This window comes from bacterium (assembly GCA_016702305.1).
In the GTDB taxonomy this organism is placed as follows: domain Bacteria; phylum Electryoneota; class RPQS01; order RPQS01; family RPQS01; genus JABWCQ01.
The window spans coordinates 427,373-440,247 of sequence record JADJEH010000002.1; the positions used below are offsets into that span (position 1 = coordinate 427,373).

11 protein-coding genes are annotated in these 12,875 nt (G+C 58.7%); all 11 read left to right on the forward strand.

Features of this window, described 5'->3' with window-relative positions; all coding sequences use genetic code 11:
* The first annotated feature begins 30 nt into the window (after positions 1 to 30).
* The 11 genes from IPH10_06330 (at position 31) to IPH10_06380 (ending at position 12,872) form a co-directional block, all read left to right on the forward strand.
* Entirely contained in the window at positions 31 to 357 is a 327-nt protein-coding gene (locus IPH10_06330) for an integration host factor subunit beta (GenBank protein ID MBK6910536.1), read from the forward strand.
* The gene (gene ruvX / locus IPH10_06335; protein ID MBK6910537.1) at positions 357 to 785 is read left to right on the forward strand and encodes a Holliday junction resolvase RuvX; all 429 of its coding nucleotides are present in this window, start codon (positions 357 to 359) and stop codon (positions 783 to 785) included. The genes IPH10_06330 and ruvX overlap by 1 nt, the downstream gene beginning before the upstream one ends.
* A gap of 7 nt (positions 786 to 792) precedes the next feature.
* Positions 793 to 1,821 (forward strand): Gfo/Idh/MocA family oxidoreductase, encoded by a 1,029-nt coding sequence (locus tag IPH10_06340; protein ID MBK6910538.1) that lies wholly within the window; start codon positions 793 to 795, stop codon positions 1,819 to 1,821.
* 4 nt (positions 1,822 to 1,825) lie between these two features.
* Complete coding sequence (gene lnt, locus IPH10_06345) at positions 1,826 to 3,331, forward strand: apolipoprotein N-acyltransferase (GenBank protein ID MBK6910539.1); 1,506 nt, start codon at positions 1,826 to 1,828, stop codon at positions 3,329 to 3,331.
* A complete protein-coding gene (locus tag IPH10_06350; GenBank protein ID MBK6910540.1) occupies positions 3,328 to 4,317 on the forward strand; it encodes a hypothetical protein in 990 nt (329 codons plus the stop codon). Before lnt ends, IPH10_06350 begins: the two co-directional genes overlap by 4 nt.
* The gene (locus tag IPH10_06355; GenBank protein ID MBK6910541.1) at positions 4,305 to 4,535 is read left to right on the forward strand and encodes a hypothetical protein; all 231 of its coding nucleotides are present in this window, start codon (positions 4,305 to 4,307) and stop codon (positions 4,533 to 4,535) included. Before IPH10_06350 ends, IPH10_06355 begins: the two co-directional genes overlap by 13 nt.
* Before the next feature lie 45 nt (positions 4,536 to 4,580).
* Complete coding sequence (gene bamD / locus IPH10_06360; protein ID MBK6910542.1) at positions 4,581 to 5,348, forward strand: outer membrane protein assembly factor BamD; 768 nt, start codon at positions 4,581 to 4,583, stop codon at positions 5,346 to 5,348.
* Positions 5,349 to 5,398: 50 nt separating this feature from the next.
* Positions 5,399 to 5,932: a nicotinate (nicotinamide) nucleotide adenylyltransferase gene (nadD, locus tag IPH10_06365; protein MBK6910543.1), complete on the forward strand. Its 534-nt coding sequence runs from the start codon at positions 5,399 to 5,401 to the stop codon at positions 5,930 to 5,932.
* A gap of 161 nt (positions 5,933 to 6,093) precedes the next feature.
* Positions 6,094 to 8,160, forward strand: coding sequence for a choice-of-anchor D domain-containing protein (locus IPH10_06370; protein MBK6910544.1), 2,067 nt, complete (start codon positions 6,094 to 6,096; stop codon positions 8,158 to 8,160).
* A gap of 169 nt (positions 8,161 to 8,329) precedes the next feature.
* Complete coding sequence (locus IPH10_06375) at positions 8,330 to 11,656, forward strand: PDZ domain-containing protein (protein ID MBK6910545.1); 3,327 nt, start codon at positions 8,330 to 8,332, stop codon at positions 11,654 to 11,656.
* Positions 11,657 to 11,924: 268 nt separating this feature from the next.
* A complete protein-coding gene (locus IPH10_06380; protein MBK6910546.1) occupies positions 11,925 to 12,872 on the forward strand; it encodes a hypothetical protein in 948 nt (315 codons plus the stop codon).
* The last annotated feature ends 3 nt before the right edge of the window (positions 12,873 to 12,875 follow it).

Here is a 12,875-nt window from a genome sequence, read left to right on the forward strand (position 1 = left end):
TATTCGCAGAGGAACAGCAAAGGAGGCTGAATGCGAACTTACATCAAGAAAGATGTGGTAGAGCGAGTCGCCGTGCTTAGCAATGAGCGGCCGGACACGGTGGCCAAAGTGGTCAATGACACCTTTACGGTGCTCAGGCAGATCATGGCGGGCGACGAAGCGGAGTTGCGCATTGAAATCCGTGACTTCGGTGTGTTCGAAGTGAAGAAGACGAAACCGAAGCCGAAGGCCCGTAATCCCAAGACCAATGAGATTATCTACGTGGCGGCGCGGCGCAAGACGCATTTCAAGCCGGGCAAGTTGCTCAAGGAATCGTTGAAGACTCCTTTGGATCAGATTCCGCCGAACGAGCGCTGATGAAGTCGCGTGTCCTCGGTCTGGACTGGGGCACGCGCCGCATCGGAGTGGCGATTTCCGACGAGGAGCGGCGCTTCGCGGTGGGACTGGCGATCTGGCCGGCAGATGAGTCGGACTATCTTCCGTTGTTGCAGGCTACGCTGCGCACGGAAGATGTTGCGCTCATTGTCGTCGGCTTGCCCTTGACGCTTTCCGGTGCCGAAGGTCCGGCTGCGCAAGCGGCTCGGCGTTTTGCCGACTCGGTCGCTACGCTTGGCGTTCCGGTTACAATGGTTGACGAGCGCTTCACCTCGTATCAAGCCAGCCGGGCGCTGACGCAAGTGGGCATCAATCAGAAAAAACAACGCGGGAAACTCGACATGGCGGCAGCGGTTTTGCTGCTGCAGTCGTTTTTGGATGAACAGGTCAGCTCCGGCAGGAGGGAGTAGGACGGCTATGGCGGACAAAATCAGGGTCGGTATTGTCGGCGCGGGCGGTGTTAGCCAGCTCTTTCACATTCCGCTGCTCAAGAAGAATGCGCAGGCCGAGTTGGTAGCCATCGCCGACACGGACTATGCCAAGGCCGCGGCGCTGGCGGAGAAAGAGAAGATCCCCAAGTTCTTCCGAGATGCCGAGCGCATTTTCGATGATCCCGACATTGACGCGGTGCATATCAACACGCCTACGAATTCGCATCTGGCCTTGACTTTGGCCGCGCTTGCTGCGGGGAAGCATGTGCTGGTGGAAAAACCGATGGCCCGCAAGTCTGAAGAAGCGCAGCGAATGGTGCAGGCCGCCAAGAAAGCCAACCGGCATCTGATGGTCGGCATGAATCTGCGCTTTCGTCCGGACGTCATGCTTCTGCACGAGTGGGTGCAGGGCGGAGAACTTGGCGCAATCCGCGTCGTGCGTGCGTCATGGCTCAAGCGCAAAGAGACCTGGTCACGCAGTCCGTGGCTGCATGAGTCGCGTATATCCGGCGGTGGTGTGTTGATGGATCTGGGGTTGCAGTTGCTCGACGTTTGCTGGTGGGTATTGGGCAAGCCGAAGATCAAACGCGTCTCGGCCAACCTGTCCAAGGATCGCCTCAACCTGCGCGTGGAAGACACCTTCTCGAGCTACGTCACGTTCCAGGGCGGCGCGTCGCTGCTGCTGAATTCCACATGGGCCTACATGAGCGATGACTCGGCAGCCCTAACCGTGTTCAGCGGTAACAAAGGCATCGCCGAGTTAAATCCCCTAAAAATCACCAAAGAGATTCACGGCAGCCTGGTTAACGTCACGCCCGCCGGACCGCAGCTCAGGACGACAACGGTTTACAATAAGTCCTTCGAGTACGAGATCGAGCACTTCTATAACGTCGTCTCCGGCAAGGGAAAATTGATGTCCACGGCGGAAGAGTCCGCCTACATTCTCGAAGCGGTGGAAGCGGCCTATCGTTCAGCCAGTGAAGGCCGCGAAGTGTTAGTCGGCGCGGACGATTAAGATCATGCGTCGCTGGGGGTTCTTGCTTGCCGCAGTTATCGGTGCGCTCGCGTTTCCTCCAGTTTCGCTTTGGCCGTTAGCTTACGTCGCGCTGATACCGTTCCTGTGGGCGGCGACCGATCCCGCGCGTGATCGAGTGTTTGGTCCCGCCTGGCGAGCGGGACTCTTGTTCTATGGTGGGGTGCTCTATTGGGTTGGCCTGAATTCCGGTGCGCCGTGGTGGGCATCGGCCATTGCGGGTCTCGCCTTGATCGCGGTGCTCGCGACGACATGGGGGATGACAGCGTGGGTCGTGCAGCGCACTGCGCGCGCGATCAATTTCCGGGCCGCGGCGCTGATATTTGTCGCCGCGTATCAAGCCATTGACATCTTCTGGGGCACGGGCGAAATGAGCTTCCCGTGGGCAACGTGGGCCCTGCCGTTGACCGCCTCAGTCCCGGCTCTGCAGCTCGCGGAAGTGGTAGATGCCCAGGGGTTGTCGTTCCTCGTTCTAATCGTCAACGCGTTGCTCTTTCTGGCGTGGCAGACCCGGCGCAGACCCTACGCTCTAATCGGCGCTGCTCTGATCGTGCTACCGTTGCTCTGGGGCGCATGGCGGTCAACGCAATTTGATGGCGGCGCACGCACGCTTGAAGTAGCCGCTGTGCAAGCCAACATACCCGCCGAGCTAAAGTGGGACATGAGTTCCGCTGAGATTCTCGACCGGCACGTAGCGTTAAGCGACAGCATTGCCCGGATCAGCACTCTGGATTTCCTCTGCTGGCCCGAGACTGCCGTGCCCATGCCGATTCGTTTTCGCCAGTGGGCCGCCGACAGTCTGCGCATGTTAAGCGAGCGGACCAACAGTGTTATCCTGACGGGCGGCACAGACTACGACGTTCTGGCCGACGGCGAACAGGTCCCCTACAACGCCGCCTTTGTGGTGCGCCCGGATACCCACGGCTTCCAGCGGAGCTCCAAGATCCACCTTGTGCCGTTCGGCGAGCGAATTCCCGGGCAAAACTGGTTTCCGTTTCTCGGCAATCTCCATCTTGGCCAGGCCGAGTTCAAACCCGGCGATTCCGTCGTTGTGTTCTCCGGCGGCGTGATTCCTCCGTTTACCTGCCTAATCTGCTTTGAAGTCGTCTATCCCGACATCGCCGCCGATGCCGTGCTGAACGGCGCACAGTTCTTTGGCCACGTCACCAATGACGGATGGTACGGCCACTCCAGTGGTCCCTACCAGCATCTGGCGCTTGCGCGTTTGCGTGCGGTCGCCATGCGCCGGGCCGTCGTGCGTTCTGCCAACACCGGCATCAGCGCCATTATTCTGCCCAGCGGGCGCTATGCGGATCGGCTCGGCTACGACCGCACCGGTGTCGTATCTGGCGCAATACCTATGCGGACGGACATCACCGTGGCGGCGCGGCTGGCGACCTTCTGGCCGACGTTCTACTACGGCATTCTCGCGCTTGTTATCGCAGCGTTGTGGATGCACGTGCAACGCTATGGAGCGCCCGAGTCGTCATGAAATACGCGCTCTGGCTGCTGCTTTGGGCAGCTCAAGCATGCGCAGTCGAGTGGGATGCGCTATGGGTGCAGCCTGGAGTGGCGCGCGACCTGGCCTTGGGATCGGCCACCGGAGCCCTCTTTGGTTCTTATTCGACGGCCAGCCAGAATCCCGCGGCCTATATCGCTTTCCCGCCAGCTCAGCGCACGGCGTTCGGTGCGATACTCATTGGAAACGGAGTCGTTTCACAGGACGACTATCGTCAGAATGACATGTCGCGACGCTCGACACTGAGCCGTTTCGGTGATTTCCCGAGCTTTTTCATACGCTCATTGTCCTTCAAACATCGCTGGCTTTCCGCGAGTGTCATACCGGCTGAACCGGTCATGCGCCGTGAGGATCCGGGCCGATTGACCTCCTCATCGCCAGTCCATGCTTTGGCGGAATATCAGTCGAGTGTAATGACACAACTGCTGCTGCATCCACGGGTGCAAGTCGGCGGGCGGGTTGACTTCTACTCGCGGGACTTCAAGGGTGACGGCGAAGGCTTCAGCTACGGAGTGATCTTGAAACCTCACGGCGTTCAAGTGGGTTTACACTATCAGCGGTTCCCCGTCTCTGGACCGCGCTGGTTGCATCCTCTGGATCGCCGGGTAGACCAGGGAACGACCGCCTCGCTGGCCTTGCAACGTCAGAACTACAGCGTCGCTGTACAGGTCACAAACCTGAGTCGCTCGGATGAGCTCGGCTTTCTGGAGCCTCGGGCAGGCGCCGAATGGCGGCCCGCCCGCGCCATCGCGCTCCGCGCCGGCGGCAGCCTCTTCACCCGCAGCCATGGTGCCGTCGCGACGTTCGGGGTTGGCCTGCTTGACGCGAACTGGTTTCGCGCCCGCAACGATCGGCTGCCGTTCCCGGAGGACATTCTCTCCATTGGTGTTGCGCTGTTGTATAATGACGGTCATCTCAATGCGGGACATACAGCGGTAACACTCGCGTGGCGACTTTGATTCGCGCCGCCGTCCTCGGCATTTTGGCGGCGGGCTCCGTTTGCCGGGCACAAGGCTCCGGCGCCGATTCGCTCTTGAACGACACTCTGTTCGCCGTGGCGGATACGCTGGCCGCGGATAGCAGCGCATCAAACGCGGCATCCTGGCTGCTGCCGTTGTCCGTGATTGCGGCGGCAGGCGCGCTGTTCGTCCTGCTGTTTACCACGCGCAGCAAATAGCCCATCGAATTCATCGCAGACTCGCACATCGGAACTACTCTTCGTATGCTCAAGCACACGCTACTCATATTTTTGTTCATGCTCGTCGTGGGCTGCGCTTCGCAGACGCGTTTCGTGTCGGATGACGGCGCGGACGTGGATTGGCAGCGCGCCCGCGGCCTGTTCGAACGCGAGCGCTACTATCGTGCGGCGCAGCTGCTGCGCGACATCACGCTGAACTACTCGGGTTCGAATTTCATTGATTCGGCCTATTTCTATCTTGGCCGTGCGGAGTTTGAACAGGGCAACTACCTCGTCGCGTCAGATGATTTTCGGCGCATGGTGCAGACCTTCCCATCGAGTCCGCTGACCGGCCACGCAGCCTTTTACGAATCGCGTTGCCAGTTTGAAATGGCGCCTGATTTCCGTCTTGACCAGACCTACACCGAGCAGGCCTTCGACGGCTTCCAGCGCTTTCTCGAGGACTATCCGCAGAGCGAGTATGCCGACAGCGCGTACACGTATATGGCCAAGTGCCGCGACAAGCTGGCGCGCAAAGTCTTCGCGGCTCTGAAGCTCTACGTGAAGATCGAGGAGTGGGCCTCCGCGGTGATCTATTCCGACGCGATATTAGCCGACTATTACGATACGAGCTTTGCAGACGAAGCCGCCTATGAGAAGCTGCATTCTCTTTTGAAGCTCGATGAGTATGAGAAGGCTCAAGCCGCCGCAACCGACTACCGCCGCCGATTCCCCAACGGAGTCTATTTGGACAAGGTCGCCGCACTTGAGCTGGAAATCAAAGCTGCCCCTGTGCAGGCCGCTACGCCCTGATGCAGTTAGGTTTGTTCGGCGGGACCTTCGATCCGGTTCATTACGGACACTTGCGAACAGTAGAGGCCGCGCGCGTGGAACTGGGTCTTCCGGAAGTTTGGATGCTGCCCAATCCGCATCCCCCGCACAAGCTGCATTTGCCGATGACTCCGTATGCGCACCGCAAGGAGATGTTGCGGCTTGCACTGCTTGAGTTCCCGGCTTTGAAACTGTCGGACACGGAGGAACGCGCCTTTGGACCAGCCTATACGACTGATACGATCCGCCACGTCGTTGCCGATTTGCCGCCCGGACCGCATGACCTGTGGCTGATTGTCGGCGCTGATTCCTTGGTCGAACTGCCGAAATGGCGCAATCCGGAAGAGCTGTTTGAGCATGCGCGCGTGGCCGTATTACGGCGGCCAGGCGTGGACCTCTCCTTGGCGCCGCCTGAATATGTGCACCGGGTTCGGCTGCTCGCCACGCCGTTGGTCCCGATATCCGCGACGGAAATCCGGGCCGCCCTCCGTTCTGGCGCACCCACAGAAGCCTGGTTGCCGGAAGCCGTCCGCAACTATATCGCGCTGCACCGACTCTATCTATAGAGAAGCACAGGACTGAGCCCAAAAGGCTTTCTTTTTTTCGGCAAAATCGCTATTTTGGTGAGTGGGCCGTTTGGCCCTTCTTTTTTCCCTGAAAACGACAGGTGGAAATAGTCCCGGAACTTGTTGAAATGTTTGTAGATACCCAAAACTGGAGGCATCCCATGCGTTGGACCCAATGGATCCTGCTCCTCTGCCTGACTACCACCTTGTCCGCCATGGCCTCGGACAATGTGATGCTCATGTCACCCGAGGGGTTTGTAGCCCGCCCCACACCCGGCGGCAGCCTTGATGATCCCCAGCCGGATTCGTTGTTTTACGACGACGGTACCCCGGCGATTCTAAACACTGGTACGAACTACTGGTGCCGTGTGCGTTTTACGCCGCTGGTGGATTTCAACATCATCAGCGTTTACCATTACATCATTGACGGCGCCGGCAACGCGCCGTGCTCGCTGTTCGTGTTCAATTCGACTCCGGCTCCCGGCGGCGAAGACGCGGTGGCCGTGCGCCCCGGTCCGCAGCCTGCCAACGGTTGGATTGATGTCAACTTCAACGATACCGTGACGGTGCTGGCCAATCAGGACTTCTGGATCGTGTTCGGTCCGGTCCCCGGTGGCGGCCAGAGCGACGGCAACTGGAACTCGATCGCTGACGGCGGTTCGACCAGTGGCCGCAGCCAGCTTTCAACACAGGGCAAGTTTGGCACGTACAACAACTTCCCGTATGACTGGATTCTGCGTATTGGCGGCACGTTTGCGAACACCTTCGTGGACCTCTCGGCTGGCGATCTCGTGAACGAAATCAACAGCGGTGATCCCAGCTTCAACTTCATGCCTGGCCAGGACGTGACGTTTACGCAAGACGTGACCAACGTTGGTACCGGCGCGGCTGGTCCGTACGTGTATGAATTCCAGGTTACCGGCCCGCAGGGGACTGTCGTTTACACCGACGAGACGGTTGGCACGGGTCTGGCCGATGGCGCCAGCGATCAAATCACGACCAGCACTCCGTTCACTCCGACCGCGGAAGGCGAGTATGTTGCTCGTGGTATTTTTCTTTCGGATGAAGACGGATCGGCCGAGAACGACACGTCCTATCTGCGCTTCTTTGTCGGCGGCAACGACCGCTGGTATCGCTATGATGACGACGAAGATCCGGACAGCTATTTGAATTTCAGCGTTGGCTCGGGTTGGGGCCTCAAGTTCATTCCCGCCGAATATCCCGCTGAACTCTCGCAGATTCGCCTGAATGTAAACGGCGCGGCCACCGGTACGATCAAGGTATGGGTGCATCCGGCGGACGAAATCGCCGTGGCTCCGGAAGATCGTTCGATTACGACTGCCCTCGTGGCGGGCTGGAATACAGTTGCGGTGAACCCCGGGCTGACGATTTTCGAAGGTCAGGCCTTGACGATTGGCTATCTGTTCGCAACGGGCGCTCCGATGGGCTTTGACCTCACTCCGCCGAACGCGGCGGGTATCACGGCCATGGGCCCGATTGCCGTTCAGTTAAATAACAACGGCACAGACATCACCGAAGACGACGGCGGCAACATCTGTATTCAGGCTTACTTTGAAGTCTCGACTGCCGTCCCGCCGTTCCCGGTGATTGATACCGACCGCGACACGATTAATTTCGGTGCGGTCAGTCCCGCTTGGCCGGGCGTCTCGCAGACTCTGACGGTCTACAACAATGGTGGTGTGGATCCGCTCAACGTGACGAACATCACGGTGACGCCGAACAACGCCGCGCCGGCCTATCAGATTTCGCCGACGAGCTTCACAGTTGCCGCAGGCGGCAGCCGCGAAGTGACCGTCACCTTTGATCCGCCAGTTCAGCGCACCTGGAACGGCATTCTGACTATCGCGAGCAACGCGGAAAACAACCCCGCATTTACAGTCCTGCTGCGCGGTATCGCCGACACGAATGCGTCTGTTGCCCGGGAAATCAATTTGCCCGTGCCCAACGAATTCAGCCTGCGCCAGAACTACCCGAACCCGTTCAACCCGCAGACGGACATTCAGTTCTCGCTGCCGGTGAACGCCGACGTTCGCCTGACGGTGGTGAATATGCTGGGTCAGGAAGTTGCCGTGCTGGTCAACGAGACCATGTCGGCCGGCGTGTATACGGCGTCGTTTAACGGTGCCAACCTGCCCTCTGGTCTATACTTCTATCGCCTCGATGCGGGGGACTATACGTCTGTCCGCAAGATGATGTTGATGAAGTAAATTTCGCAACAAGAAATGGCCCCCGAAGTCTAATACTTCGGGGGCCATTTTGTCTTAGCCCCCTTGGGTCGCCGGCGGCGGACGCTTTCGCGGTTCGCCGGGCCGGATCACGGCCGACCACCTCTCACCAGCTTTCCTCAATCCCTCTGTTGTCTTGTAAGGATCCTGCATGAAACTGTCCCTCACATTTCTGCTCGCACTTGCGGCGAGTCTGAACACGGTTTTCGCCGAGGATGCACCGGGCTACTTCCGTTGGCCGACTGCCTACGGTAATCAGGTCGCGTTCACGGCTGACAATGATCTTTGGATCGCACCTCTGGCCGGTGGACCGGCCCGCCGTCTCACATCGGCTGCCGGTGTGGAGAATTTTGCCATGTTCTCGCCGGACGGCAAGTGGATCGCGTTCAGCGGTAACTACGACGGCAACGTTGACGTGTACGTTATCTCGCCGGACGGCGGTCAACCACGCCGACTGACCTATCATCCGGCGGCGGACATGGTCGCGGCATGGACGAACGACGGCCGGATTGCCTACCGCAATTTCGCCGACAACGGCTATGGTGGTTGGCAGATGTTCCTCGTGGGCACGGATGGAGGCTGGCCCGAGAAGATGAGCGTGCCTGAGATTGCCCACATCACTTTTGAACCGGGCGGCGATCGCATCGCCTATACCCGTTTCTCGTTAGGTGGTCGCACGTGGAAGCGCTACAAGGGCGGCTGGGCGGAAGACATCTACGTCGGCAGCACCAAGGCGCTCGACTACAAGAAGGTGACGACTTGGGAAGGTAACGATGCCACGCCGATGTGGTACGGCAATAAGATCTACTACATTCGCAACGAAGATGATCGCGACAACCTGTGGCGCATGAATCCGGACGGCACGGGACTGGAGCGATTGACGGAGCATCGTGATTACGACGCGCGCTGGCCGAGTCTGGCCGATGGCAAGATTGCCTACTCGGTTGGTGCGGACATATTTGTCTACGATATCTCGGCAGGTCAGACCCGCAAAGTTGCGGTGACCATGCCCGCCGAGCTCCTGCAGACTCGTGATCGTTTCGTGTCGCCGGACGACTATACGAGCGACTACGGTCTGTCGCCGGATGGCAAGCGGCTGGTATTGGGCGCGCGCGGCGAACTGTTTACCGCTTCGACTGAACGCCGTGGCGTCGTTCTGCAAAATACGGACTCGCCGGGCGAACGCGAACGGTCGCCGGTGTACAGCAAGGACGGCAAGGAAATCTATGCCTGGACGGACAAGGAGGGCGACCAAACGCTGTGGGCCTATCCTGCCGATGGCAAAGGCGCTCCCCGCAAGGTGGCTCCGGGACCCTCGACGTACAATTTCCAGATTGAGCTCTCACCTGACGGAGAGTGGGCGGTCTGCGGCAATAAAGACCGCAAGCTGTCGCTGATCAATCTTAAGACGGGCTCAACGTCGGTGATTGACACGTCGGACTGGGAGATCTATAGCTACGAGTGGTCGCCCGATTCACGCTATGTCGCCTACTCGGTCATTCTGCCGAACAAGTTCGGCGGTGTCAAAATCTATGACACGAAAGACAAGTCCGTGCATCTGGTCACGGACCCGATGTTCGACAGTGATTCGCCTACTTGGGATCCCGACGGTAAGTGGTTGTTCTTCACGTCGCGCCGCAATCACAACGCCTTCTACGGTGAGAACGAGTATAGTTTCATCACCTTGAACACCGGCCAGCTCTTCGCGCTGGCGCTGGCCAAGGACACCAAGAGCCCCTATCTCGAAGTGGATAACACCATCGAGTCCGGCGACAAAAAGGACGATGAGAAGAAGGACGACGAAGACGACGACGGCGACAAGAAAGACAAGAAGGATAAGAAGGGCAAGAAGGACGACAAGGATGACGACAAGAAGGTCGAAGTCAAGATTGACTGGGACGGTCTGATCAATCGCATCGTTCTGTTGCCTGCCGATGCGGGCCGTTACGGCGGTTTAGGCGCGGTCGAAGGCAAGCTCTATTATATCGCTTGGGATGCTCGCGGCTGGAAAGATGACGCCGACGAGGACGACCCGACTGTGGCGCTGCACTGCTACGACATCGAGAAGAAGAAAGACCATACGGTCGTGGATGGCGCGCGCGGTTATGGCTTCTCTCATGATCGGAAGAAGATCGTTGTGCGCACCAAGAATGACTACGTGATCCTCGATGCGGGCGACACGAAAGAACCCGAGGCTGATAAGGACGACAAGGACAAAGGTCTGAAGCTCGACGAGTGGACCTGCGACATAGACCCGCGCGCCGAATGGAAGCAAATCTACTGGCAGGCCTGGCGCGATCAGCGCGACTTCTTCTACGATGCCAACATGCATGGCGTTGACTGGAAGAAAGAGGGCGAGCGTTATGCGAAACTCGTTGATCGTATCACCACCCGTCATGAGTTGAACGACGTTCTCGGTCAGCTCTTCGGCGAACTGAGTGCCGGCCACGCCTATATTTTTGGCGGCGACCTTGAACGCAGCAAGAACGTCGGCGTCGGCCTCTTGGGCGTTGATGTAGCGCGTGAGAGCAACGGCTACTACAAGATCGATCGCGTGCTTGCTCCCGATCCGTGGGACAAAGGCCGAACCAGCCCGTTGTCTGCCGTCGGCCTGAATGTCAAGCCCGGCGAGTATCTCGTCGCCATTGATCGCAAGCCTGTCAATTCAGTCGCGAACTACCTCGAATTACTGACCAACAAATCCGGCAAGCTGGTCATGGTCTCGATCAACGACAAGCCGTCGCTGGACGGCGCCCGCGAGTTTGTGGTGCGCACGATGTCCGATGAAGGCGAATTGCGTTACTGGGATTGGGTGCAGAGCCGCATGGCCTATGTTAAGGAACACGGCGGCGATGATATTGCCTACCTGCATCTATCCGACATGAGCCCTCCGGGGATGGAACAGTTCATGCGCGAATACTACCCGCAGGTGTATGGCGGCAAGAAGGCCTTTATCTTCGACGTGCGTAACAACGGCGGCGGCAATATCGCGCGCTGGATTCTCGCCCAGTTGGATCGCGAAATCTGGTCGTGGGGCATTTCACGCGGCGGTCAGCGTGACCACGATCCGTGGGCGGCCTTCCAAGGGCACAAGATCGCAATTTGCGACGAGCAGACCGGATCGGATGGTGAAACGTTCTCAGAGGGGTGGAAGCGTCTGCAGCTTGGTCCGCTCGTGGGCCAGCGCACCTGGGGTGGCTGGGTCGGTATCCGCGGCGGCAAGGGTTTCGTGGACGGCGGCGGCGCGACACAGCCCGAGTTCACCGGTTGGGGTGCCGACAGCAAGTGGTTGATCGAAGGCCCCGGTGTTGATCCGACCGATCCGGTGGAGCAGAACGTCAAGAACCTGATCGGCGGCAAGGACGACCAGTTGGACTATGCCATTAAATGGTGCCGGGACATGATCAAGAAGGATCCGCGCAACGATGCGCCGATGCCTCCGTTCCCGGTCAAGCGTGCTACCGGCCCGATGAAGTAGGCCGATCGCGTTTCTTTTCACAAAGGGGCGACTCCATCCGGAGTCGCCCCTTTGTTATGAGTATTGAGTTAGGGCGATGTGAGGACATGCCTCTCGTCGTTATCCTCGGTTTCTCGCAAACAATTGATATTTAGCGAGGCATTGCGGCATTATGGACCCAGTGTTACGGTGACTTTCTTACATAGCTTAGGCAGATTTCTTGTCAATACCGAGCATAACGGGTAAATTGTTTAAGATTCGTGACATTTAAGGAATGAGGGTCCCGGCTATGAACACACGCTATCTTCTTGGATGGCTCCTGCTGCTGACACTGCCCCTGCTGGCCCTGGCAGACCAGCAGAAGCTCAGCGGCAAATCGCCTCGCAGCAAAGACGACGTCGCTACGGAACTGCGTCGTTTGGAAAACGATATCTGGCAGCTTTCGCTAAGTTGTGCGGGTCAGACTGCCGTCGAACCGTTGCAGGCGCAGTATGCCGCTCTGCAATCGGAGTATCAGTCGCGTGAACAAGCTGGACGCGATCCACTAGATCAAGGCGGCGATGTGTGCGCCGGTGCGACGATCATCCCCTCGATTCCCTATACGGATGCCGGTACCACGACGGGCTACGCGGACAACTATCCGACGCCGTGTTATTCCGGTGGGAGTTCGCCTGATGTCGTCTATCGCTTCACTCCCTTGATGGACATGACGCTCGACGTATCGCTCTGTGGTTCAGCGTACAATACGGTGCTGAGTATCTGGCTCGGTTGTCCGGGTTCCGACGAGCCCGTGATGCTATGCTGCAACGACGATTCGCCGGATTGTGCTCCGCAAAGCTGCTGCTCAGGTTTTCACTTCACCCGCAATGTAACCTACTTCATCATCGTAGATGGCGCTGCCGGTGAATCCGGCAACTACCAGCTTGTGATGGATTATTCGGTCATGCCGTCCTGTTTTGTCGGATTAGGCTGCACCGAATGTCCGCCGGGGAGTAACTACGAAAACGAATCGTGCCCGGCGACCTTTCCCGACCCGAACGCCGGCCCGGCCTGTTTCGCCAGCGGTTGCGAGAACATTCACTGCGGCGACACGTGGTGCGGCAAAGCCACGCACACGAACACGTGGCTGGACAAGGACGCCTACTGCTTCTCACTCTCGCAGCGCGATAGCATTCACTTCTGCGTCGTCGCCGAGTTTGATGTAACGGTCGTTCTCTACGAATTCTTCCCTGGTTGAATT